The organism is Roseobacter sp. MED193 (genome assembly GCF_000152965.1).
Classification (GTDB): Bacteria; Pseudomonadota; Alphaproteobacteria; order Rhodobacterales; family Rhodobacteraceae; genus Pseudophaeobacter.
Map to the genome: position 1 here is coordinate 2,625,008 of NZ_CH902583.1, position 22,622 is coordinate 2,647,629.

The 22,622-nt window shown below is 52.6% G+C and carries 21 protein-coding genes and 1 pseudogene; 9 read left to right on the top strand and 13 right to left on the bottom strand.

Translation table 11 applies throughout. The features are described 5' to 3' along the window. Positions 1-170: 170 nt before the first annotated feature. Positions 171-548, top strand: coding sequence for a hypothetical protein (locus MED193_RS14925; RefSeq protein WP_009810575.1), 378 nt, complete (start codon positions 171-173; stop codon positions 546-548). Positions 549-637: 89 nt separating this feature from the next. Here MED193_RS14925 and MED193_RS14930 read toward each other — a convergent pair whose 3' ends face one another. Then, complete coding sequence (locus MED193_RS14930) at positions 638-2,233, bottom strand: hypothetical protein (RefSeq protein ID WP_039966237.1); 1,596 nt, start codon at positions 2,231-2,233, stop codon at positions 638-640. Positions 2,234-2,340: 107 nt separating this feature from the next. Then, positions 2,341-2,958, bottom strand: a complete 618-nt coding sequence (locus MED193_RS14935) for a hypothetical protein (RefSeq protein WP_009810577.1) — start codon at positions 2,956-2,958, stop codon at positions 2,341-2,343. Between the two features lie 629 nt (positions 2,959-3,587). On the opposite strand from MED193_RS14935, the gene MED193_RS14940 reads away from it, so the two are divergent. The 3 genes from MED193_RS14940 to MED193_RS14950 all read left to right on the top strand — a co-directional run bounded on the left by MED193_RS14940 (position 3,588) and on the right by MED193_RS14950 (position 5,634). After that, positions 3,588-4,601, top strand: a complete 1,014-nt coding sequence (locus tag MED193_RS14940) for a hypothetical protein (protein WP_157041363.1) — start codon at positions 3,588-3,590, stop codon at positions 4,599-4,601. A gap of 93 nt (positions 4,602-4,694) precedes the next feature. Next, positions 4,695-5,012: a hypothetical protein gene (locus MED193_RS14945; RefSeq protein WP_039966239.1), complete on the top strand. Its 318-nt coding sequence runs from the start codon at positions 4,695-4,697 to the stop codon at positions 5,010-5,012. Between the two features lies 1 nt (position 5,013). Then, positions 5,014-5,634 (top strand): hypothetical protein, encoded by a 621-nt coding sequence (locus MED193_RS14950; RefSeq protein ID WP_009810580.1) that lies wholly within the window; start codon positions 5,014-5,016, stop codon positions 5,632-5,634. A gap of 1,199 nt (positions 5,635-6,833) precedes the next feature. Here MED193_RS14950 and MED193_RS14955 read toward each other — a convergent pair. Further along, complete coding sequence (locus tag MED193_RS14955; RefSeq protein WP_009810582.1) at positions 6,834-10,151, bottom strand: hypothetical protein; 3,318 nt, start codon at positions 10,149-10,151, stop codon at positions 6,834-6,836. A gap of 169 nt (positions 10,152-10,320) precedes the next feature. Then, positions 10,321-10,722, bottom strand: a complete 402-nt coding sequence (locus MED193_RS23275; RefSeq protein ID WP_254655457.1) for a hypothetical protein — start codon at positions 10,720-10,722, stop codon at positions 10,321-10,323. Here MED193_RS23275 and MED193_RS23400 point away from each other — a divergent pair. From MED193_RS23400 to MED193_RS14965, 3 genes and pseudogenes are all read left to right on the top strand, one after another. Next, positions 10,616-10,987: a hypothetical protein gene (locus tag MED193_RS23400; protein ID WP_009810583.1), complete on the top strand. Its 372-nt coding sequence runs from the start codon at positions 10,616-10,618 to the stop codon at positions 10,985-10,987. The genes MED193_RS23275 and MED193_RS23400 overlap by 107 nt on opposite strands. Continuing rightward, positions 10,896-11,198: pseudogene (locus tag MED193_RS22760) on the top strand (IS30 family transposase); the annotation flags it as partial. The gene MED193_RS23400 and the pseudogene MED193_RS22760, both read left to right, overlap by 92 nt. 868 nt (positions 11,199-12,066) lie before the next feature. After that, positions 12,067-12,738: a hypothetical protein gene (locus MED193_RS14965; protein WP_039966240.1), complete on the top strand. Its 672-nt coding sequence runs from the start codon at positions 12,067-12,069 to the stop codon at positions 12,736-12,738. 281 nt (positions 12,739-13,019) lie between these two features. Here MED193_RS14965 and MED193_RS14970 read toward each other — a convergent pair whose 3' ends face one another. The 3 genes from MED193_RS14970 to istA form a co-directional block, all read right to left on the bottom strand. Then, complete coding sequence (locus MED193_RS14970) at positions 13,020-14,177, bottom strand: hypothetical protein (RefSeq protein WP_157041365.1); 1,158 nt, start codon at positions 14,175-14,177, stop codon at positions 13,020-13,022. Between the two features lie 115 nt (positions 14,178-14,292). Next, a complete protein-coding gene (gene istB, locus MED193_RS14975) occupies positions 14,293-15,084 on the bottom strand; it encodes an IS21-like element helper ATPase IstB (protein WP_009810588.1) in 792 nt (263 codons plus the stop codon). Next, on the bottom strand, positions 15,074-16,603 hold the full coding sequence (gene istA / locus MED193_RS14980) for an IS21 family transposase (RefSeq protein ID WP_039966242.1): 1,530 nt from the start codon (positions 16,601-16,603) through the stop codon (positions 15,074-15,076). Before istA ends, istB begins: the two co-directional genes overlap by 11 nt. A 232-nt stretch (positions 16,604-16,835) precedes the next feature. Between istA and MED193_RS22610 the strand changes: the two genes are divergently transcribed. Beyond that, a complete protein-coding gene (locus tag MED193_RS22610; RefSeq protein ID WP_083790483.1) occupies positions 16,836-17,024 on the top strand; it encodes an AlpA family phage regulatory protein in 189 nt (62 codons plus the stop codon). A 188-nt stretch (positions 17,025-17,212) separates the two neighbouring features. On the opposite strand, the gene MED193_RS14985 is transcribed toward MED193_RS22610, so the two are convergent. From MED193_RS14985 to MED193_RS15000, 4 genes are all read right to left on the bottom strand, one after another. Further along, positions 17,213-17,530, bottom strand: coding sequence for a hypothetical protein (locus tag MED193_RS14985; RefSeq protein ID WP_009810591.1), 318 nt, complete (start codon positions 17,528-17,530; stop codon positions 17,213-17,215). Positions 17,531-17,867: 337 nt separating this feature from the next. Continuing rightward, complete coding sequence (eda, locus tag MED193_RS14990) at positions 17,868-18,515, bottom strand: bifunctional 4-hydroxy-2-oxoglutarate aldolase/2-dehydro-3-deoxy-phosphogluconate aldolase (protein WP_009810592.1); 648 nt, start codon at positions 18,513-18,515, stop codon at positions 17,868-17,870. Positions 18,516-18,652: 137 nt separating this feature from the next. Continuing rightward, positions 18,653-19,030: a carboxymuconolactone decarboxylase family protein gene (locus MED193_RS14995; protein ID WP_009810593.1), complete on the bottom strand. Its 378-nt coding sequence runs from the start codon at positions 19,028-19,030 to the stop codon at positions 18,653-18,655. Positions 19,031-19,485: 455 nt separating this feature from the next. After that, the gene (locus MED193_RS15000; RefSeq protein WP_083790524.1) at positions 19,486-20,028 is read right to left on the bottom strand and encodes a hypothetical protein; all 543 of its coding nucleotides are present in this window, start codon (positions 20,026-20,028) and stop codon (positions 19,486-19,488) included. Between MED193_RS15000 and MED193_RS15010 the strand changes: the two genes are divergently transcribed. After that, a protein-coding gene (locus MED193_RS15010; RefSeq protein WP_085978290.1) for an IS3 family transposase occupies positions 19,958-21,087 on the top strand; the annotation gives its coding sequence in 2 pieces (ribosomal slippage) (positions 19,958-20,222 and positions 20,222-21,087; 1,131 coding nt in all). The two genes, MED193_RS15000 and MED193_RS15010, sit on opposite strands and share 71 nt — an antisense overlap. Before the next feature lie 58 nt (positions 21,088-21,145). On the opposite strand, the gene MED193_RS22970 is transcribed toward MED193_RS15010, so the two are convergent. Continuing rightward, a complete protein-coding gene (locus tag MED193_RS22970; RefSeq protein WP_157041367.1) occupies positions 21,146-21,292 on the bottom strand; it encodes a hypothetical protein in 147 nt (48 codons plus the stop codon). Positions 21,293-21,327: 35 nt separating this feature from the next. Next, positions 21,328-22,518 (bottom strand): cytochrome P450, encoded by a 1,191-nt coding sequence (locus MED193_RS15015; protein WP_039966243.1) that lies wholly within the window; start codon positions 22,516-22,518, stop codon positions 21,328-21,330. Positions 22,519-22,622: the final 104 nt, after the last annotated feature.

Here is a 22,622-nt window from a genome sequence, read left to right on the forward strand (position 1 = left end):
AGGTTGACACCCGAACCGTATCCGCTTTCTGTAGCCCCTCCGCGAAAGGCGAGTTGCATTCTTGCCACTCATCTTTGAATAAAGATTCCACCTTAAGTGTTTTGTTGTTCCCGTTTGCGATCTGGACCAGATTTCACCCCTAAACTGCAAACTACCTTGGAGACGTTTCTGTGAAGCGCAAATTCCTCTTGCCACTTTGTATTGCTGCTGGGCTTGCCGCCTGCGCACAGTCCACCATTCAGCCGATGTCGCTGGACACATTCAAAGTGTCCACTGTGGCGGCACCAGCGTGCGGACCTAATGGCGCGCGCAATGTTGCATTCAAGACTGCGGCGATCGAAGTCATTCGTCGGGGTGGCGATAAATTTATGCTGACGGGCGACGCGTCGCAGTCCGACTTTTGGAGCGGGAGCCACAACCAATCCATGGTCGTGAAAGTAGTTCCCGAGGGTAGCCGGGAAGCCAAAAATGCACTTTCCGCCCGCCAACAGCTCGGGTCCAACTGGCAAGAAGTTTTAGCGGAAGGCTCCCCGACAACTTGTGAGTAATACTTCTGAGCGAGTGTGGAAACTGCCCGGGCCTTCTGTAGTTCGGGCAGAGTTTCTCCGCCCGCACACAGTCGCAAAGTCCCGACGACTTATTCGAAGCTTGGAGTTCTTGCGCCCAAGGTGGCCTTTTTGAGGACAAGCCTGACCTCACGGTTTTCCGGCTGCTCGACGCAAAGCACTTGACCCTGGGCTCCCTTGCCGCAACTGGATAGCTGCCAGTATGGCTCCCTGAATGCGAGTGCGGGGCCAAGCCCCATTGCTGACATTGCTAGCGCCTCGGCGGTGTCCTGGGTTATGAATTGTCGGCTCGCTTCCATTGCACCCACAACGCCTTGCTCCATGAGGAAGCCTGAAACTTGCTCGAAATTGTAGGCGCAGACGTCAAAGGTTTCGCAGCTGAAGGTGATCTCCTTTTCTGTGATATCAATGAGCGCATCGCCGCGACTACAGGAAAGCCCTCCAAGCAGGTCGTCACTGCATTCATATCCATGGGCCAAGAGAACGGTTTGCATTTCCGCCAGCTTAAGCGACCAGCAGATACCCTTCAGGGTGACAAGTCCGTCGCATCTCGAAGTTAGCCCCGTTGCGGCATCTGTCGCCTGTGCAACCTCTTTAGCCTGCCTTTCTTGATCCAGCTCATCGGCAAGCTTGCGGATTTCAGCAATATCATCCGCCCATTCTTCGCGGTGTTCTTGGGATATGGCATCTAGCAGCTCGCGCGCCCTGTTAGTGTTTACCCCCAGGACCTCGTTCACCCCTTGTGGGAGGTCTGGATCGCCAACCAAACCACTGGCCAACCAGATCAAGGCGGTATCATCTTTCCCGGCTGCTGCATATTGCAGGCAATCCACGATCACACGCGCATCCGGCGGATTAGCAAAGCTCAAATGCTTGAACTCATCATATCCGCCCATGAGAGATATCGTAAGGAGTGTCGCGCTGGAAGGCTCACCATGAATAGCCGCCTTGGCCCAAAATTCATGCGCTCCTTTGTGATCACCGATATCATACAGAACATATCCATAATATTCAGCCGCGATGGGTATTTCGTGGTCGGCAATGATATTTTCAATTTGGCGTTGGTCTGAAGGCCTGAGAGCGCTGCCGTTCTTCGCTGAGTTTTCAAGTGACTCGATGATTTTTTCCACCTGGTCTGGCACCTGCTGCCACGGGATGCTGCCAACTTCCATGTTGCCGGTCCAGTAATCTCTCGGCTGCGCGTTGCATTGAAAATTCTTTGGCAGGCGGACAGTGAGATCGGCGCTTGCCAACGTCTGTTGCTCCACCTGGTCGCAGCCGTCGCATTCGCCTCCTTCACCCCACATAAAGGCGCTGGCCGAACCGTCGGCAAATTGGCTTAAGAAGGCACGTGCGCGTTCGGCGTTATCCAGGTGCAACTCAGTTCCCATGTTCTGTTCCATCATGCCAGCTGCATGACGGAGGGCGTTTGCCGTATTCCTTCCCCAAAGACCGTCCAGCGTACTGTCATACAAGCCGTATTCAGCAAGGTGGGATTGGATTCTGATGCGGTCACGCTCACCCAGATTTTTAAACTCGCTCTCCAACAGCCAGTGTGTGCTTTCAGTAGTCCGTGACTGTGCTGTCGTTTGGGCGATGCTTGGCACTGCCTCACAAAACGTAAAAATGGGCAGTGCAAGGAAAGTTAAAAATGCATTTTTTTTCATGATCTCATTGGCCTTAGGTGTTTTCAGGAGGCTAGCGGCGTTACCATTTTCGATCAACTAACGCGCGACCACATGCCGGGAGAAAACCTTTTCACGGTCCTCAGTGGTCATTCGCTAACGGGAGAGAGGTCCTGCAGATCGAACAAATACGTTCTGCGGGCCAGCTTTGGAGTACCGCCTGTCAGAACTGACCAAGTCGTCCGCAGGCACTGGTTTTCGTCCATGTTGCCGCGCTTGAAGGAGCCTGAGAACGTGACCGGCGCACCTTCTTCGAGGCCCAAGACTGTGCTGCGAAGCCAGCTTGGCACCTCGGCCCTGATCTTGTTGCCGAAGCCGATTTCGACCTCGACGTACATGTCTTCGCTGGAGTCGGTCAGGTTTGCCTCATCGAAGATACCAACCCAGCCCGTCTTACGATCAAACGGGGCACGGGCGCACAGCTTTTGGTTTCCGGTGATGTATGCGGCAGCCTTTGCTGCATCGTTGACAGCTTCGTCGGCCGCTGCAATGGCTTTGCCAACGATACCGAGGAACTGTCGTTGGTCGGAGGGGGCCTGAGTTGCAGCCAGATCCTGGAATTTGCTTTCTCGGGGATCAGTGAAGAAAATGGTGTAGATCACGTAGCAGATGCCGAGAAACAGGATCAGCTTGATGACGTCGATGATGCTGCCATCGTCCTTCGCTTCAGCGGTTGTCTTGCCGCCGCCTTCCTGGGTGTCTGTCATGCTGGTATTCGCTTTCCTGTTAATGATGCTTTGCGTGGGCATGCTCGGGACGCGTTTGGGATTTCCGAGCTGTAATAGCTTGGTCACTGCTGGCGGGGTGGAGGCCAACGGCTGTTTCCTGTCGGCAGGCGGAAATTTTTTGACCCGGTCGCGCACCCATATGACAATCCGCCTATGGCGATAGAAGGTGGTCGCCAGCACAAGAAATGTGATGATGTGTTTGGCTTCATGCGGCCCCGATCAGCGAGCGCCCTCGCGGTTGACTGGTGATCGGGGTGTTGGAAATCCGCACGTACACGGACCCTGTGCCTTTAGCCGGAGCCTGTTGTATAACACAGGCACCCCGACCATAGGTCAAAGGTGTTCAGCCGAGTTTACGGCCTAGTACGTGAGGGGTTTCCACGCCCCAACATGGCCGCGTCTGCCATGTCGGGAGCAGTCGTAGCAGCTAACTCGCTGGAGCAAAAGAGAAGCTTTCAACGCTGAAAGGGCAGGTATTTTCAGACTTGGCCCCGTAGAGTGCAAACTGCTGGTGTTTGCCCGCCGATTCACTTAGGGGTTGTGGGCGAAGGACACCAAAAGTTGAGTAGGGGTATATGCAGGAACTCTTGCGGTCTATGCGGCACCGAATGACGTGGACAAATGCACGCATGCTTCTCCGGATGGGAGGGGTTTCCACCAGTCATGGTTGGGATCAAACTCTGAAGAAGGTCACCGAGAGCGGTGTGAAGGTCGACTACGGCAAACTCGAAGATTGCTTTGTCGAGCACCTGCTTTGCGGGGAAAAATACACCAAGCTGTATCCCGTTGATCCGGCGCTTCGAGACGCCATCCAGACAAAGATTGCAAACGCGAGCGTTGGCACCTCGCCAGCTTCGGCATCGTACCCTTACCTAATGTCTGAGAAAGAGCTGGCTGAGGGGACGGGTGACCTGAACGTTGTCCAGGTCGAAAGCAACGAGGATGGTGTGGGTATCATCTACTCGTCGGTTCTTTGGGTGAAAACAAGAGAGGAAATCTCTTTCGAGGACTTCGATCACCCTCAGGATATGAAAAACCGCTATGAGGAGGTCATTGGCCTCGCTCGGAAGCCTGTCCAGATGTACCACGTCGTTTGGATGCCCCACCATAGGGACTTTTTGGAGATCCGCGTAGACGCTCCCCGTGGCATCATCGAAGCGGATATACACGCGCTGCACTCACGTATGAAGGATGAGGTAAACGCGTGGGGTGTTGTTAAGCTGGAAGGCTCGGTGAACCTTTTCCCTGCGGTGCTCCCCTTCTACGAGGACGCTACCGAAGGCACTGTAACGCAGATGACGTTTCAGACGACTACTGGTGCAATCAAAGACGAGAAGATGCCCAGGCGGCGGCGTGACGCTGATCAGCGGACAGAAGCATACCATGTTGCTGGAAAAGAGGCTGTTGAAGCTATCGCAATTTATCGGATCACTGTTGAGTGGGGCTTTGCCGAGGACGACCTGAACTTCATCCCATCTGTGACGCTCGGGGCTTCTGGGCCAGCTGGCGCCCAAAGCAAGGATCCTCTGATCTCTGGCGCACTTGTTAAGAACTGTGTGCGAGCTTCGGACTATGAGTTTGTTATTGAAAGACTCGGGAAAAAGGCCAAGCTAGATAGTTGAACGGAACCGCGTGAGGGCATGGACCTAGGTGATTTCAGAGAGCGTCTAGCTAGTTCTAGGCTAGAACCGCGTACGCTAGGCGTTTGCCTAGCGTTGACGGACGTGCTGTCTGATGTGCGCCCCGGTGATGGTCAACACCTTGGCTTGGCTTTTTTTCGTGAGAGACTTGAAGGGAATACCTCCTACGATGAAATTTTGCCGGCTCTAAGCATCCTATGCAGTTTCGAGGGTGCGATTCTGGAGATGCACGGGTATCTGGATGATGCTGAGGAAGGGCAGCTGCATCTGCAGGATGAAGATTTCAGCGAGCTGCTAGTATCGGGGCAATTGGTTCACCCAGTTTCGGGCGAACAGGTCCCGAACCCCATGGCGCATGTCCGAATTTTCTACTCGCTGCGGGGTGATGCATAGGATGTCGCCTGAAGACCTGACGCTAGAGCAATATCTGGCTTTCTGCGGTGGAGGACCGGCAGCGCGCGTTCTTCGCTGGCAAATCGCTAAGACCCATTCGGCACGAGTGCAGATCATCGAAGAGGCCTTGGCTGACTACTACAGTCGTCTCGTTGACACACGGGGCCAAGACAAGAAATTTGGCGAGGACGCTTTGACAATGCAGCTTGCGAACATGCTTGCCGCAGGCGGCATCCCTGCTGTTCATGATGAACACGTCAACGGGCATTGCGACCTTGTGATCCGTGCTAATGGTAATTTCATGTGGCTCGGAGAAGCCAAGGTGCATGGCGGCTACAAGTGGCTTGATGACGGCTTTCAGCAACTGTCCACGAGGTATGGTACCGCCATGGAGGGTAGAGATCACGGCGAACTGATTATCTACCACCGGCAGGGTGATAGCCGTGCAGTGCTTGAGGAATGGCGGGACCGTCTTACAGCTGCGAATGACAATGTGGCTGTTTCTGAAGATATCGAGAACCAGCGCTTGTATTTTCGAACAGAGCACACGTGTGCAAACTCCGGATGCACGTACTACACCAGGCACCACATTGTTCCTTTGATGCATGATCCCAAAAAGTAGCCGTAGCGCTATGCAATCGAGGGTGGGGCGGTGCTCTGTGCCGGATGGTGATGTCGCACACCTCCGGCTGAGTCGAACCACAGGCGCGGTCTGTCTATTTTTATCTTAATTTCAATACCTTAACGCAGTTTCACCTGCGGTCGGTAGAAAGGTTATACACATAACTTAGCACTCACAGGTAACCATTTGATTTTATTATTGGTAATGTGATTGAAAATCCTCGTGTCGGTGGTTCGATTCCGCCCCCGGGCACCATTATCCACACGGATAATACACGTAATATATTGATTACTATGAATACTTCTGTTGACAGGCGCTTCCTGAGGGAGGTGACTGTATCACATTTCGGGGCTTGCCCGTGTTGCGCTGGCGCTACTGTGCAAGTGTTTTTGAATAGGAGTTTTCTTCGTTCGATTTGGCTTGTGAGGCATAAATAGCCAGCACGAGTTCAATCTGTCTTGTTCTGTTGAACCACATTGTTCGTGACTGAGTTAGAGCGGCGCCAAGCATACGCCTCAAGAAGATGGCCGCCTCAGAAATCTGAAAGCGGCCTCAATGAATTGTTTAAGTGAAATAGTCAGTCAGGTGGAAATTCTCGCCCTAGCTGTGGGCATACTTTAGGCGTTTGCAAGTCTCCGGATACGCTCCATTGTATCTGTTTCGGCTTTCAAAGCTGTCAGTTCTGACTCTATCCTCTCGAATAGTGGCACATACAAGCTACCGTCGGATCGGCTCGCAATCGCCTTAGCCAAGTAAACTTGATATTCTTCCATTTTTTTTATTGTTATTTTCAAAGATCTTCGCCTGGTAATTGTTATGTCGACATATTTCCCAGAGCTCAGTTAATCTGATGTTAAAGAATTTGACGATCCGGCTCTGCGCCAGGCTTGGGTAAGTCGGCTGGTGCCCTCCTCAAGCAGTCCCGGTATTGGTATGAGCCGCCCCGTATGGCCGCATTGCAGCTCACTGGCCTCGATAGTCCGAACAACTGAGGGCCAGAAGTAGAAGCTCAGGTACGTTCTGCATGGAATATCGCATCTGAGGAGATTGGATGGCTTTCACGTTGGCGCAAAAGGCATCGCAAAAATGCGGAACAGGCAAGCATTGTCCATAATGTATCCCAATTATTACGTAATTTTCTTAAAGCGGAGGGGACCCCCCTTTTTTGCCGTGCTCCGAGAAAAGGGGGTCCCCTCTGATCAACCTGAGCGGAAGTCAGTTAGCGGACCTGTCAGTGCCTCAATCAAGCACTTCAATTGGTCAGCTCTTCCAAACGCCAGAGCTGACTTTTTCCTAGACCTTTGGCCTTTCCCAACTTTAGGCCAAAACTGGACTAGGCTGGGGCCCTTACCGTCAGAAACCCCATATAGATTACTTCTATATGGCAGATCTGACACTAACTTCGCGCGGTTAAGGTCGGCGGAAGCGGTTTGGGGGTTGGTCCAGATATCTGGCATGTAACGAGCGCAGTCTCGGGGTGACAGAAATAACACCCCATATTTTTCAATGGCCCGCTCGGTTCGAGTTCCGCCCTGCTTGAAATCCTGCCAGCCTACCACTTTGTCCACGGTGGCATTGACGACAACTGGACTTAGCAAGTAAACGGCCTTCGGTTCAGAGTTGTGGATGAGCCGGATTCTGTCGATGGCTTGCTCGATCTCAGCCTCGCGGATCTGCCGAAGTATCCGGTCTCCCCATAGGTCCGGGTGAGCGAAGACATCAATGGAAACCGTGTCCCCGGATGTTCTGATGCCTCTAGGCACCTTCTTGTAGTCTCCGGACGTAAATCCAGCGCCACTTGCTGCAGCATAGGCCCGAGCGATGCCCTCGACGCTCTGCGGGCTTGGTTGTTCCCTTCCGATGACGATCACGGTGTCCTTATCTTCCCAGTAATTGCGGCCGCGCAGGGCTCCGAAGTGGCCTGCCTTGTGCGACCCCGCAGATGCCAGTTCTTTGATTATTGGTTTGTTGCTGAACAGGGCTGCCTCTGGATGCCGCTCCAGTACGTTCTGGAGATCGCGAAACAAGTTTTTACTCTCCGTAGCAATCTTGCCAAAAAGTGGCTCCCCGTTGTTCTGAATTCCAAGGACTCGGCGCTTTGAGAAATTACAACCCACAACCTGTGTGACATGTGCATTTCGTTCAACAGGATGATGGTGGCAAGCCAGATTAGTCCCGAAGACAGCCCTCGACACATCTGCGTCGGCCGTTCCATCCAGATAGAGAAAAGGTTGATCTGCCCCATGTTTGAGTGGCCGGATCCGGACGGCTTGAAAGCCTGGCTGCTGGTTAGGGTCGCGCTTATCATTCCTCGCTTTGGTAACCGAAGTGGCAAACTCATTAGGACCATCAATTTCCTCCATCATACACTCAAACAGGATCTGTAATTGCTGGATTGTCTTCGTCGGAAGTCTGAGTAACCGTGTTCCCAATAAATTCAGGTCATTCAGTGTCGCCTCTCTGCCATCAGTCTGCAGGACGCTGTGAACTTCTCGGACTGCACCAAGAGGGCCAAACTGCCTAAGATCATCGATAGCCTGCTGCAATAGTACCTTGGTGATGCCCTGTTCCCTTAAAGCGTTGAGAGAGACACCAGCTGACTGCCCCGCCGATTTCAGCAGCGCGTGCTTGATTGGTTGGATTGCCGCCTGTTGTTCGAAGAGGGCCTCGCCGATTAGAACCGTCTTTGCGTCTTCAGACCGAACATGAGGGGAAATATCCGGGATGATGTCATCCACCAATTGGGACAGCGTCACATGAACGTTTTCCACGGCGAAATCTCGGGGGCGTTCATCAAATACAACGAGATCTGGCTTTGCTTCTCCAGGTAAATCGATGAATGCAAAGTCATGTGGCGCAAACATAACCAGCCCGCGTCCGCCTTTTAAATGTGACTCAATTTCAGCTTCTTGCCGCAAGTACCCGCATTGTGTTCTAAGTGGGCATCTTGGACAGAGATTGGTGCGAACTGACACTCCGTGTTCGTTCAGTTTATGGGCAACTTTGTAAGCCAGGCACATTCGAGTATCTGAGGTAACGGCATATGGATCGGGTTGGTTACGCCCACGTACCACAACTGCCGGAGGGGCTCCCGCTGGGGCATTAGTTGTGTAGTCAGTAAACGCTTCTCCAGCTTTCTCGTGTTGAGGCAAGAACATAGCTGAAACCAATCCGTGAGCTTCATGCAGAAGCCCTGATTGCCCATTTCGCCCGACCAGAACAGAAGTTTTCCCGACTCCCATGGCACCAGACAAAAAGGCCCGAGGAGGCAGTAAGTCAGGTCCAGTCTTGGGACACGACTTTTGAACATTTAAAAAATGCGTCGAATTTTTAAACCAAGTTCTGATTGTGTCTGAGTGTTTCTTGATCGCAACCTGGCGATTTTCGGTGGGCGCCGGATGAAACGGTTCCAGTGCTTTAGGTTTTTCCCCAAGAATAAGTGGGCGGTCGATGCCGACGCGCAGCCCGTTATCAACGGCTTCTTCGTATCTGTTGTGGCCAGTGGCCGCGGCCGCAGCCAATAATTCTGACCGGGCTTCATCCAAATTGATTTTGCTACCAGTTACGTAGCCACCGACACGCTGGGATTGGTTGAAAATTGCGGTATTGCCCATCTTGCCAGATCGAATCCGCTCGCATACATCCTGCAAGATCTGGCGCCCCTTATCAGTCGTCGTTGCACACGAGCTTGAAATCGGCGGCGACAGTTTCTGTTTGGTGCCAGAGGACGGCGGATGGGCTTTCTTTTTCTTGGCTGGCCTTGGCAAGGAAAGGCTTGGAAAGCCAATGCTTGCAGTGTCGATGAACTCTCGCGCTCCCAGGAAACACCCGGATCTCGACCGTCCAGCCAAAGGGTCTTCGACACCGTCAAATACCGGTGCTGCAGTGTAGTTGGGTTGTGCGATGCCGGCGGCGCTTTTGTCGCTTCCGACAGTTGCAAAAAGATACTTTCGTTCAGTAGTAGTGAGTGGCCTGTCTGCAAGGCACCAGAAGTGAAACTTTGCCAGGTACTCTTTGCCTTTGGTGGCGGCGCTGGAGGAAGCCTGCCAAAAAACTGAAGCACTTTTCAGAGCAGGCAGCTGGTTAGTCACATTATCCCAGGTCCATTTGGCCAGTGTTTGAGGGTCATCCCAGCATAGGTGGGCCGGTTTCTCAATATTATCTACGTCAAAGTGAACCAGGTGTGATCCCATATCTTCGAGAGTGGCGGGGGCGTTTTCTCGGGATCGAGATCGCCGTAAAATCTTATCAGACTCGCGAAACTCGGGCCGTACTGACCCCATGACAATGACCTTGCTGACATCGGCTTCCAACTCACCCAGGAGCTCGGCTAGATCTAAAAAACTGGAGACTTTACAAGTATGAGGTCGAAACCATTTGGCTCGGCTGTACTGTTCGCACCCCTTTGGGTGGAAGCGCTTAGTCAGCCGTTTGCCGCCAAGGGCTTCCAGAATGGTGACCGGGATTTGTGAAATGGCGTCCTGTTTTGAAAAGGTTTGAGTGGCTTCGGTGGCCATATTTTCTGCTCCTGGGACCAGCGCGGGCGCGGGAGGAGGGCAATCAAAATGTCAGATAAATACATCTTCTTGAAAATCATGTGCTCAAATCCGGCCTTTGCGGCTCTTGTTGCAGCCGGCGAAATTGCTCGGCTTGGAGCAACATGAGGGGGGAGGGTTTCGCTGAAATTTAAGGAAACGGCCCGTCTTTTACGTTTGCCAGCGCTGAATAACTGAGCCTTGCCAAGGCAAGTGAAGGCAATCCAGATCTTGGGAAACCTTGGAATTCCAACCCTTGGTTTGCCTTCTCAAGGGTTACCCTTCCCCCCTTCCAATGGAAGGCATTTGAAATAAATTCTTGCGAAACCTTGGTTTGCCATAGTGGGTTCAAAGATAACACATTTGAAACAAGGCATAATTCAATGCCCACACTCTCATTTTGCAACCCAAAAGGAGGCTCAGGGAAGTCGACAACCTGTATCCTGATGGCTCTTGAAATAGCACGATCAGGCCTGTCAGTTGTCATCCTGGACAGCGATCCAAAGGGTTGGCTTTCAAGTTGGGCAGGGCTGAAACCGATGCCACCGGGCATAGAGGTTAGGCAGGTGCAACAAAGTGATCTGACAGGCGCAGCTCTCGAGGCCGCCGAGCAAGCGGACTATGTTCTCGTTGATGTTGAGGGATCTGCAGACGCCTCCCTCATAGATGCAGTTCTTGTCGCTGATTTAGTGATTGTGCCCTCGCAGCCCTCCAGGATGGATGACCGAATTGCCCAGTCAGCTGAAACAAAGTCTCACTTGGGACCGGGGTACGGAATTGTCCTCCCATCAGAAGTTCACTGTCGCGACAGATATTGACGTCTACTTCTGCGATCCAAGCAGTCCCTGGCAGCGAGGGACAAATGAAAACACGAACGGCTTGCTGCGCCAATACTTCCCGAAAGGATCCTGCCTTTCCAACTACTCGCAGAAACAGTTGGATGAGGTCGCAAACCACCTGAACAACCGGCCACGGAAAACCTTGGGGTTTCTAACACCAGCGCGTAGGCTAGAGCAGATGTTGCAATGACCGGCTGAATCCATCACCACTAATTTTAGGGGGGATTACCCTTCCAACAACTATGGGAAGAGGACGCGCTATTTGAGCCTTTAGGTATTGCAGTGCCTCAATACGTCGTTAATGGATTCTTCGAGAAAGGTGCATCGAAGCATGTTTCATAAAATTCTATGTCTGGTACACACCGTTTGCTCAACTTTGCAAAGGTTGCATCTGTGTACAGCAGCCTCACATCGCATCGAAAGACGGTTGCCCGGAGTACCGTGCTGCCATTTTAATTTTGGAAAAAGGTCACCAATTCTATTTTCCCGTATTGGCGCGTAGCGCCAATATAGAAAGATCATGAGGCTCCTGAAAGCACCAAAATATGGGGCCAGATGAATCGCTTACAACCTTATCTGGCCGAGAAGCGTATCAATTTCGTAAGCCGAGCCAAACTCCTGAGACGGTGTTCCTGTTCATGTAGGCGAGTTTCTTATGTCACTCAAAAATCAGACAGGGAACACCTCACACTTATGCTCAAAACAAAGCTGCTAGCCGTCAAATACCTATCGACTTTGAATTCAAATCAATCTGTTCCCATCCGAATCAAACTGTGAAAACTACTTGGGTGTTTATCGTTTGTTGCACCCGATTCTTCCGCAATCAGAAATTCGGGCCAAGGATAGGTTCAAATTTCTTTTACTGGCTCGAAGCTGGATGTTGCATTTATACCATGAATAGGGCGTGGCTATCCTTGCTTAGCTACAATCTATTTTTGGAATCCCGTGTGTCTATTCTTTTCAAATAAAAACAATTGGTTAGCAAGGATATCGGGCTTTTATTAGTTTCCGAGAGTGGTAACTTTGGTGCCTCAACTAATAACGAGGACCTAGTCGAAATGACCAACCTTAACGCTTCAGCACCTGCTTCGAACACCGAATATCTTGGGACACCTGGATCGGACAGATACCTCACGGGGATGTTCGAACTTGGGGAGATGATGCGAAACCATTATCCACTAATAGCGCGTCAAACTTGGGTTCACGTTCTCGATGCCATCAACGGTTGCGCCGCGGTTCCGGCAAAGGAACTTCGGAACGCCGTCTGTGAAACTCATTTGGGTGATCTTGAGAAGCGGGGCCAAAGCACAGCTGAACTTGAACGGCTCACCGACATTGAGATGTTCGTTGTCTCAAACTTCGCACAGCGCGCTTGGGAGGAGTTTTCGAAATACGGGTCAGTAGAAGCCGCCTTGTCATCTATTTCCGGTCGTCCTGAGGATGGTTTGTACTCCACATGTCCCAGTGGGCATTCGTTGCACTGGGAGTTTGAAATCTTGACAGAGCACAACTTAGGGCCCGCTAATTTGTATGTGGTCTCTGCCAAGCATCCCTCAGGCCTCGAAGATGTAGGAAAGATCAGCAACATCACAACAGGAGACCGCTGTATGGTATCTGGTTTCGAAGAAATCCTTGTCTACCCAGATCCCTCAAGAACAGCATCGCAAATGGAAGCTGCGACTCAGCTAAACGACGAAATAGAACAATGGTTCCTCGAGCAACAGAACTAGTCGAGTTGAGCCACAGTGATCTGCGGTTCAAGCTCAAAGTTCAAGGTTTCGGAAGGATGTCACACAATCTGACGGGACCAGAGAAGACAGCAGCATAGACTAATGCGGCGAACACACCATGTGTGTGTTCGCCAAGTACGTTGGTTTTGTTTGCGAAGTGAACTGTTGTATACGGTGAACTTCGTTCACCGTACCAAGGCTCGTTCTGAGACACCGTAGAACGCCAAACATCAGAACGCCAAACATCTGCGTCGCACTGATCACTGTTTGAGAGACTATTGCTACAGCGAAGCGTAATAGGCTTTCAGAGTCGATGCGATCTGCTGACGGCGATACGTCAAAAACTCCTGATAATCGGAGACTTCACCCGTTAAGAGCTCGAGCGGAACCGCGTTCACTGAAAAATTTTGTTCGAGATCTGTGTAGTTAACAATCCCGCCGTACTTTGCGAAGCCTGTGCTGCATTGGTTCCGAAGATCCGAGAGGTATTCAGTTGGCGGGGCATTACCCACTGCTATATTGATTTCTTGCTGGGTGTAGACCAGATTCCCGACCTGATTGTACTGGGACTGTGTCAGTCCGAAAGTCTTTTTGAGATAGTCTTTCGGGTAGATATGGTGAACATCGCCCCGGTGTTCCAACATGCTACGCACAGTGATTTCTTTGGACAGGAAGCCTCTTGCGTTTGACTTGACTTGGGATGCCAGGAAGGTCCTAAACGCAGGGTGTTTGCTATTGGACGTAGTGAGCGCCTGCACCAGGCCAACATCCCAAAATGCGTCAGAAAGAACCGCTTTTTCGTTGCTCTCTAAGTACGGCCCCATTCCCACTTCGGAAATCTGACGAATATCTTGATCGAAACGTGTCTCCATTGAACCGGAGTATCTTGCAGTTAGGAGCGATAGTGCGAACCATTTGCGTACATACTTTTCGATCAGTTCAGGAGCCACGCCGTCTTTTCGCAACCTCAAAAACAGAATATAGGCAAAGTTTAAAGGTGCCTGCCCGCTGATGAGACTTCTATCCACGAAGCCCGCGGATTTTAGGATCATCAAGAAGCGTTTGAAGTTGGTCTGATTCATAAAGCCGAGAAGTCCATCGCGGAGGTCAGCGAACGACTTCTCCGCAATTTCATTCTCGAACTTGCGAGTTTCAAAATTCCGCCCGGACAACAGGCCCACCAGGTCAGCCAGTTTGCCTCTGGAGAACTGGGATGTGTATGCCACGCGAAGCATGTCATTATATGAAGGGTCGTAGAGATCATCGTTCTCATTTCGCAACCATCGCATTGCCGAGAAGTATTCAGTTTTTGAGAATTCTGAATCGTTTCCGTCTATGTGACCATAAAATTCCGGAGCAACTGCCAAATGGCAAAAATAGTCGATGGCCTTGCGCATCTGGTTCCCACCAAATTCTTCATTGGCTGCAATCTTGGACATTACAAAATCAGCTTGGCTGAGGGTCACGCCTTCCCGGTTAATCTGTTGATTTGCGTTGAGAACTGACCCGGTATTTTCACCGAGATTTGACCCACCTTTGTTTATGTATCAGCGGTTATGTTTTGGTCAATGTCGGCGTTTCCTTTCGTGTTTTCTTTGCGGCTTCTGAGCTGGCTTTGAAGCGGTAGCTGTCGTTTCCGGTTTCCAGGATGTGACAGCGGTGTGTGAGGCGATCTAACAGCGCCGTGGTCATCTTTGCATCTCCGAAGACCTGGGCCCATTCTGAGAAGCTGAGGTTGGTGGTTATGATGACGCTGGTGCGTTCATAGAGTTTGCTCAGCAGGTGGAACAGCAGTGCGCCGCCGGATGGACTGAACGGCAAGTAGCCAAGTTCATCCAAAATCACGAGGTCAATTTTGGTCATCATCTCTGCCATCTTTCCGGTCTTGCCGAGCGCCTTTTCCTGTTCTAGCGCGTTGACCAGTTCGACGGTTGAGTAGAAGCGAACCTTGCACCTGTGATGTTCAATGGCCTGAACACCGATTGCGGTCGCGACATGGCTCTTGCCCGTTCCAGGTCCGCCGATGAGCACGACATTCTCAGCGTTCTCCATGAACTCGCACCGATGCAGTTGCTTGACGGTCGCTTCATTGATGTCACTGGATCTAAACTCAAAGCCAGCGAGGTCTTTGTACGACGGAAAGCGGGCCACCTTTGTTTGATATGTGATTGAACGCACTTCCCGTTCGGCAATCTCCGCTTTGAGCAATTGGGACAACATGGGTGTTGCGGCCTCAAAAGCTGGGCCACCTTGGGCAACCAGATCTTCTACCGCATTTGCCATGCCATAGAGCTTGAGACTGCGCAGCATGATCACGATTGAGGCTCCTGCTGGGTCATGACGCATGGTACTTCTCCCCAGCCTGTCTCAAATCATCATAGCGGTCCACGTTTGCCTTTGGCGCTGTTTCCAATGCGAGTGCATCAGGTGGATCGACCTCTGGGATATCTTTGTGCGTTCCATCTATCAGCCTGTGCAACAAGTTCAGAATGTGGGTCTTGGTTGGCACGCCAGCCTCCAACGCCAATTCTACGGCACATAGAACGGCATTCTCATCATGGTGCAAAACCAATGACAAGATATCGACCATCTCGCGGTCACCGCCTTCTCTGCGGTGCATATGACCCTGCAGGTTGCGGAAGGCCTCTGGCATCTCAATGAACGGTGCTCCGTTGCGCAGAGCGCCGGGTTTGCGTTGGATTACAGCAAGGTAGTGACGCCAGTCGTAGACAACACGACCGGATTTACGGTGTGATCGATCTATGAGGCGTTCATGTGTGCAAACGGTTTGCCCCTCGGCCACAATAACCAGCCGTTCTGGATAAACATGCAAGCTGACGCGCCGGTTGGCAAAGCTGGCAGGCACACTGTAGCGATTGCGCTCAAAAGTGATCAAACATGTCGGCGACACTCGCTTACTGTGTTCTACAAAGCCGTCGAAGGCGGGCGGCAATGCCATCAACAACGGCTTCTCCGCTTCCCAAGCGTCGGCAATGGTGCCTGGCAGATCCCGGTGCGAAGTCTCAACCCAAAGGGCGATACAGCGGTCTTCCAGCCATTGGTTCAGCTCGTCCAGATCTTTGAAGACAGGCATGATCTGCCACATGCGATTGCGCGCATCCTGGACGTTCTTCTCGACCTGACCCTTTTCCCAACCTGCCGCTGGGTTGCAGAACTCAGGTTCAAAAACATAGTGACTGGCCATCGCTTTGAAGCGGGCGTTGATGTCGCGCTGTTTACCACGGCCAACGCGATCAACAGCGGTCTTCATGTTGTCATATATACCGCGCCCAGGCACACCGCCAAACACGCGGAATGCATGCCAATGAGCATCGAACAGCATCTCGTGTGTTTGCAATGGATAGGCGCGCACCAGGAATGCCCGGCTGTGCGAGAGCTTCGTATGGGCGGCCTGCAACTTGACCCGCTCACCGCCAATTGTGGCCCAGTCTTCGCTCCAATCGAACTGGAACGCTTCACCCGGTTGGAATACCAAAGGCACAAACGTGCCGCGTCCAGTTGTTTGCTCCACACGATGCCGGTCTTCACGCCATGCACGGGCAAAAGCGGCCACGCGCGCATAGGATCCCGCATAACCCAACTTCACCAAATCGGCGTGCATCTGCTTCACAGTACGCCGCTCTTTGCGCGATTTGCGTGTCTGAGCCAACAACCATGCTGATAAACGATCCGCAAACGGGTCCAACTTGCTTGGCCGTTTGGGCGTCTTGAACCTCGGCTCAACAGCGCCCTCACGCAGGTACTTCTTGATGGTGTTGCGAGACAATCCCGTCCGCCGCGCTATCTCTCGAATTGGCATATCTTCACGCAAAGCCCAACGTCGTATTACACTTAAAAATCCCATGTCGATCACTCCATATCTCCCCGAACAAAAGCGTCAGGGTAGCGGGTTCACATGGGTCAATTCTCAGTGAAAATTTATAGGCCTACCGGGTCAGTTCTCAGCGCAAATCAACAGCTCACACTGACAAACCGACATAAGGTAAGATGTTTTCGTGTTTCTTCTTCGGGTTTGATAAAGATGGCCAACCTTGAACTCGTGGCCCCGCCACGAGTTCAAGGTTAGGAAATTAGATATGCACGACAAGCAACCAAAACAACCCGGAGACCGCCTGGTTGATATGAAAACCGTTTGCGAAATACTCTGTCGGTCCCGGGCCAGTATTTACCGCGACATTGAGCGCGGTGACTTCCCGGTCCCCATCAAACTGGGCCATTCATCGCGCTGGCGTCAATCTGACCTCGAAAGAATCATAGCCCATTAAGGGCTATCTCTTGGCAGATTAGTCAGTTCTGCTTGGTCTCTACACTTAACGCTCTGCCCCGCCTATGCGGGGCTTTGTCGGTTTGGACTGTGCCCGTATCTGACTTTCGCGCACCATTGCCGACAGGGAAAACTGTTTTTGCGCCAAGATAGCTAATAGCTGCGCCCGAAGAGTGTCACGTAGCATAATCAGTTCACAATAGACCCGCCGAACACCACGCCTACGGCGAAGACGGCGAGTAAGCCCAAGGCGGGCAGCCGCCATGAATGGCGGTTTTCGCCCTGGGTGCGTTCGAGGGTCGATTTGGAATGGTTGACTTGGTGTTTCTGTGTAGCTTCCAATTGGTTTATGGCCTTGGTCAGGTTGGCAAGCTTGTTTGAATGGTGGTCGATTACTCGTAGCAGTTTGGACAGTCCCGCCACCGCATTCTCGCTGTTTTGCGACGCTGCCGCTGCGCTGCGCCGTGTTGTTTCCATGGCCTGTTCCCAATCGAACGGTTCCTGCATCTTCCTTCTCCTCTTTCAGTTTGTTGATTTCACGGATGACTGCGTTAGCCTCAGCCCGAGTGTGGCCTTGCACGATGCATGGTTTCCCTCACTCGATGCGAGACCGCCTCAGAGCCGTCGAGTGTCCAGCTGACATCGTTGACCAGATTGGGGGCTGGCAGACGGGCGGAGTGGGCCATGGATACGGCTCAGGCTATCCGCTGGAAGTCCTCAGGAAGGGGCTTTTCTCTTATCTCTGGTGGCTGGGCTTACAGCCTCGCTCTGATCCCGCCGCCCAAACGGATACATCGGGCCGGTGCCATATGATTTTCAAAAGGGGGGGGGATCCTTCAGGGGATTAGGAAAGACGTTGCCTTGCTTCGCGGGCCAAAGCTTCGATATCATCCCAGGCCTGAGCAGAGACCAGTGCATCTGGGGCCACCCAGCTGCCGCCAGCGCACAAGACATTAGAGAGAGAGAGGTAGTCCTGCGCGTTTTCCAGGCTTACTCCACCGGTTGGACAAAAGCTGATTTGCGGTAGCGGTGCGCCAATTGCCTTGAGCGCAGGGGCCCCGCCTGAGGCCTCGGCGGGAAAGAACTTTTGTGTTGTATAGCCCCGCTCAAGCAGGCGCATGGCTTCGCTTGCGGTAGCTGCTCCGGGCAACAGGGGCAGATCCTCGGCCAGGCATGCCTCAATGAGATCGTCTGTGGCACCAGGAGAAACACCAAAGGCGGCGCCAGCGGCCTTAGCGTTGCGTACATCTTGCGGGGTAACCAGGGTGCCTGCACCGACAACCCCTCCCGTGACATGCGCCATAGCTGAAATGACGTCCAACGCAGCTGGAGTACGCAAAGTGACTTCCAGTGCTGGTAACCCACCGGCGATCAGGGCCCGGGCAAGGGGGACAGCATGGGCCGCATCCCGTACCACCAATACTGGCATGATCGGGGCCAGTTCACAGACTTCACGAGTCTTGTCTTGGGCGGCTTTTGAATTCTGGCTCATCACGTCTCACCTTTTGTCTCTGGAGGGGCTCTTTTGAACATCGGGTTCATAAGGCCGCTTCCTCGCCTGTTGTCTGCGCAACAATACTGTCCAGAACCGAGCAGGCAATAGCGCCGCAGGTGCGTTCTCTTAGATTATCAGGTTTCTTCAAGAACTTTGCGTGCAACGCGAAAACACTCCAAAGCTTGCGGGACGCCGCAATAGATTCCGACAACATGTATGATGGCGCGAATTTCATCTTGGGAGACACCATTGTTGATTGCTCCACGGCAATGGATTTCCCACTCTGCCATCTTTCCAAGAGCGCCAATCATCGACAGGTTCATCATCGACCTGGTTTTGGCGTCAATCACGTCATCTCCCCAGCCAAACCCCCAACACCAGGCGGTCATGGCTTCCTGAAACGGGCGGGTGAAATCATCGGCTGCAGCTAGGTTTTTTTCAACATAGTCCGCCCCAAGGGTCGCTTTACGCTGTTCAAGCCCTTTCAGGAATAGATCTTCATCAAAGCTCATATTTTGTACTCATCCTCGGTGACGTTTGTTTGGGGGTACACATTGGCCCCCGGCTCTGCACGGCCCATTTCTCGACCGTAATGGAGATTAATACCACAGCCGAACGGGGTTTTCTGCTCTTCAAGCCGTTTTCTGTTTTTGATCAGGGACGTCATTCTGGAGCGGCAGATTCACAACATCACCCACAAGATCAATAGCTTCGCTTTCCTAGGGGATAAGAATTACAGGGCGGCAGTGTCTTTTCCCAAGAACCTGTCAATCGCGCCTTGATAGCCCCGTTCGATGTGTTCGTCGGAGGCTGAGTTTATGGCAGGTTTTGTTCTTGGATTGGCGAAGCGTTGCGAAACTGCACTGGCCTAGGGCGAAGGAAGAACAACGACTGCGCGTTGGTCTGGAGCCGGTTCTCCATGCCTTGTGAAGGCCCGCGAGGCCTTCACATTTGGGTCTGGGGTGGTTTAGCCGCCGTAGTCCTTGATCAGGGCTTTTGCCGTTTCGATAAGTGCCCGGCCATCGATGCCTTGACCTTCCATTTCGCTGACCCAGCGGGCGATAACCGGCTGAGATTTTTCCTTGAACCTGGCGACTTCTGCCTCTGACAACTGGACGATGGAATTGCCTGCATCTTCGGCAATTTCCCGACCTCGGGCATCCTTTGCCCACATCACCTCGGCTGCCATCTCGGACAGTTTCTGCCCGGATTCGGCGTCGATAGCAGCGCGGAGATCCTCGGGGAGGCTGTCATACTTTAGCCTATTCATCACCAAGACAATCGTCGCGGTATATAGCGCCTCATCGCCAACAAACTCTGTGTGATTTCTCACCAGCTCAGAAAGCTTGATCGCTGGTGTGACCTCCCAGGGGTGAAGTGGTCCGGCAAATTCGGACAGCGTGCTAAGATGTATCCAACCCGATTGAATGGATACAAGAATGACAAAGCGACGGAATTTTTCAGACAAGTTTAAAGCGACTGTGGCCCTTGAAGCATTGCGCGGTGACAAGACGGTGCAGGAGATTGCATCGAAGCGCCAGCTGCACCCTACGCAGGTGAGCACGTGGAAACGGCAGGCGATTGATGGCATGGTCAACGTTTTCTCGGACAAGGTCAAAAAGGCTGAGAACAAAGACGGCGAAATCAAAGAGCTTCATGCCAAGATTGGTCAGCTGGCGGTGGAAAATGATTTTTTGTCACAAGGGCTGAAGCGATGAGCCTGTCTGAACGCCGCGAGATGATCCGCAAGGACAACACCGACCTTAGCCTGACGCGCCAGTGTAAGCTGCTCAAGATCAGCCGTTCCTCAATCTATTACACGCCTGTTGGCTTTGATCAGGCGACGATTGATCTGATGCATGAGATTGACCGGATATTTACGAAGTATCCGTTCTTCGGCAGCCGCCAGATCGCGGCGTATCTGCCCCAATCAGGGTTCTCGGCAGGACGGCATCGCGTGCGTCGCCTGATGGGCATCATGGGGCTGCAGGCCATCTACAAAGGGCCGAACACCAGCAAGAAGCACCCGCAGCATAAGATCTGGCCATACTTATTGAGAAAGCTGTCGATTACGCGGCCCAACCATGTTTGGTGCAGCGACATTACCTACATTCCAGTGAAGAACGGGTTCCTGTATCTGGTGGCAATCATGGATTGGGCAACACGCAAAGTGCTGTCCTGGCGGCTGTCAAATACGTTGGATGCCAGCTTTTGCGTTGAAGCACTGGACGAAGCCATCGCCAAATATGGCAAGCCCGAGATCATGAATACGGATCAGGGTAGCCAATACACGGGCGCGGATTGGATCAAGACGCTGACGAAGGCCGATATCAAAATCTCTATGGATGGGCGGGGCCGCTATCTGGACAACATCTTCATCGAGCGGCTCTGGCGATCCCTGAAGCAGGAGGCAGTGTATCTGCACGAGATCACCAACGGCTTTCAAGCCAAAAGGATCATCGACGACTGGATCGGCTTTTACAACGCAGAGCGGCCTCACACCGCCCTCGACAAGCGCACGCCAGACGCGGCATACTTCGAACAAAGTGAAACACGAAAAGCGGCATGAACATAAACCAGATGCATCTTAGCCAAGCCGCAAACCTGTCCTAAAAAGCAGGACCACTTCAGAGAATGTGTTTTGGCACGGTTGCCGGAGCTGGCAAAAATTGGTGCAGGCGCAATGTAACCTCTTGCGCCAGCGTGGAGCTGGGCAAGAGGCCAATTGTCAGCGCAACGGCTGCGACAGATTTGAACATAGTGCGACGTTTCATGAAGTACCTCCCTCGTTTTTCATGTCGTGTTTATGCTAGTTTAATGTGACCGGTAGGCTGAGTGGTCCACGAAAGCCGAAGCCCCAAAATTTGACCGCCTTTGGATCTGGCAGTTGCATCTTGGGGAAACGATCGAACAGCATTGGCAGAATAATCTGTGCCAACATCCGCCGGGCGATGTGTGTGCCCTGGCAGAAGTGAGGGCCGTTCCCAAAAGCCTGATGGGGAGCTTTTGTTCGGAAAATGTTGAACGCCTCAGGCCTGTCATACAGCTCTTCGTCGTGACAGGCCGAGGCCTGTGCAGTCATAACCACTTCACCTTTGGCGATAGCGTGACCACGAATTTCTGTGTCTTCCATCACCAGCCGGGAACTGGCCTGAATCGGAGCGACCCGGCGGACACCTTCCTCAAACGCCGCATTCCAAAGAGCATCTGCCTTGCAGGCCTCCAACTGATCGGGATTTGTCAGCAACCCATAAAGGATGGTGAGCAGCGCATCCCTGGGTTCGTTGATGCCGCCGCCAATCGCGATCTTGATGTTGGAATAGATCTGACTTTTCTCTATCGGATCTTCAGCGTTGACCATGGCGGAGAGGGCAGAGGCATCTGGCGCTGCCTTGGCGCGTTGTACGCATCTGTCAAAGAGTGCGTTCATCTCTGCGTTGGCTGTGTCAGAGCGTTCATAGAGTTCTGGCGCATTGCCGAAATTTCCTGCCCCATCAATCAAGGCTTGCGACCAGCGGATCATCTCCGAGTCTGTTGCCTCGGGAATACCTAGAAGGTGTGTTAAGCAGCGCGCGGCAAATGGTGCGGCGAGTTCGGCAAACAAATCAACGGTTTCGCCGCGTTGCAGCCGCCCAACATAGTCTTCTGCGACTTTGGTATAGGCTGCCTGCCAACATCCGGTGATATTACGGGGCGCAAAGGCCGGCGCCATAGCATTGCGTTCACGTTTATGGGCATCACCGTCTTTGCGCATCAGTGTCTGGGCCTGAAATGCCCGTGTCATGGGTGTGCGCGGGTCATCCGAGCTAAAAAGCTCCCAGTTTTCTTTCACATGCTTTGTGTCGGCGGCTTTGGTCAGCAAGATTCTGCGAATGCTGGGAATGCGTACGACTGGCGCTTCAGCGCGCAACCGTTTGTAGATCGCATAGGGGTTTTCCGTCAGCTGCGCGATCGTGATCTGATCATCCACAGGGAGTGCCGCTATTGCAGTTGGGGTCATGGTTGGTCCTAAGAAATCGACAGTTCTAAGACGGTAGCCATCGATTTAGTATTGGGCAATCCGATGCATTTGATACTCTAGTTCGAAAATTTCGATAGGATTGA

What these genes read in the sequence shown, in the direction of transcription:
- MED193_RS14930 (WP_039966237.1), bottom strand. Translation starts at nt 2,233, where the DNA reads ATGAAAAAAAATGCATTTTTAACTTTCCTTGCACTGCCCATTTTTACG.
- MED193_RS14935 (WP_009810577.1), bottom strand. Translation starts at nt 2,958, where the DNA reads ATGACAGACACCCAGGAAGGCGGCGGCAAGACAACCGCTGAAGCGAAG.
- MED193_RS14940 (WP_157041363.1), top strand. Translation starts at nt 3,588, where the DNA reads ATGACGTGGACAAATGCACGCATGCTTCTCCGGATGGGAGGGGTTTCC.
- MED193_RS14950 (WP_009810580.1), top strand. Translation starts at nt 5,014, where the DNA reads ATGTCGCCTGAAGACCTGACGCTAGAGCAATATCTGGCTTTCTGCGGT.
- MED193_RS14955 (WP_009810582.1), bottom strand. Translation starts at nt 10,151, where the DNA reads ATGGCCACCGAAGCCACTCAAACCTTTTCAAAACAGGACGCCATTTCA.
- MED193_RS23400 (WP_009810583.1), top strand. Translation starts at nt 10,616, where the DNA reads ATGGCTCTTGAAATAGCACGATCAGGCCTGTCAGTTGTCATCCTGGAC.
- MED193_RS23275 (WP_254655457.1), bottom strand. Translation starts at nt 10,722, where the DNA reads ATGCCCGGTGGCATCGGTTTCAGCCCTGCCCAACTTGAAAGCCAACCC.
- MED193_RS14965 (WP_039966240.1), top strand. Translation starts at nt 12,067, where the DNA reads ATGACCAACCTTAACGCTTCAGCACCTGCTTCGAACACCGAATATCTT.
- MED193_RS14970 (WP_157041365.1), bottom strand. Translation starts at nt 14,177, where the DNA reads ATGTCCAAGATTGCAGCCAATGAAGAATTTGGTGGGAACCAGATGCGC.
- istB (WP_009810588.1), bottom strand. Translation starts at nt 15,084, where the DNA reads ATGCGTCATGACCCAGCAGGAGCCTCAATCGTGATCATGCTGCGCAGT.
- istA (WP_039966242.1), bottom strand. Translation starts at nt 16,603, where the DNA reads ATGGGATTTTTAAGTGTAATACGACGTTGGGCTTTGCGTGAAGATATG.
- MED193_RS22610 (WP_083790483.1), top strand. Translation starts at nt 16,836, where the DNA reads ATGCACGACAAGCAACCAAAACAACCCGGAGACCGCCTGGTTGATATG.
- MED193_RS14985 (WP_009810591.1), bottom strand. Translation starts at nt 17,530, where the DNA reads ATGCAGGAACCGTTCGATTGGGAACAGGCCATGGAAACAACACGGCGC.
- eda (WP_009810592.1), bottom strand. Translation starts at nt 18,515, where the DNA reads ATGAGCCAGAATTCAAAAGCCGCCCAAGACAAGACTCGTGAAGTCTGT.
- MED193_RS14995 (WP_009810593.1), bottom strand. Translation starts at nt 19,030, where the DNA reads ATGAGCTTTGATGAAGATCTATTCCTGAAAGGGCTTGAACAGCGTAAA.
- MED193_RS22970 (WP_157041367.1), bottom strand. Translation starts at nt 21,292, where the DNA reads ATGAAACGTCGCACTATGTTCAAATCTGTCGCAGCCGTTGCGCTGACA.
- MED193_RS15015 (WP_039966243.1), bottom strand. Translation starts at nt 22,518, where the DNA reads ATGACCCCAACTGCAATAGCGGCACTCCCTGTGGATGATCAGATCACG.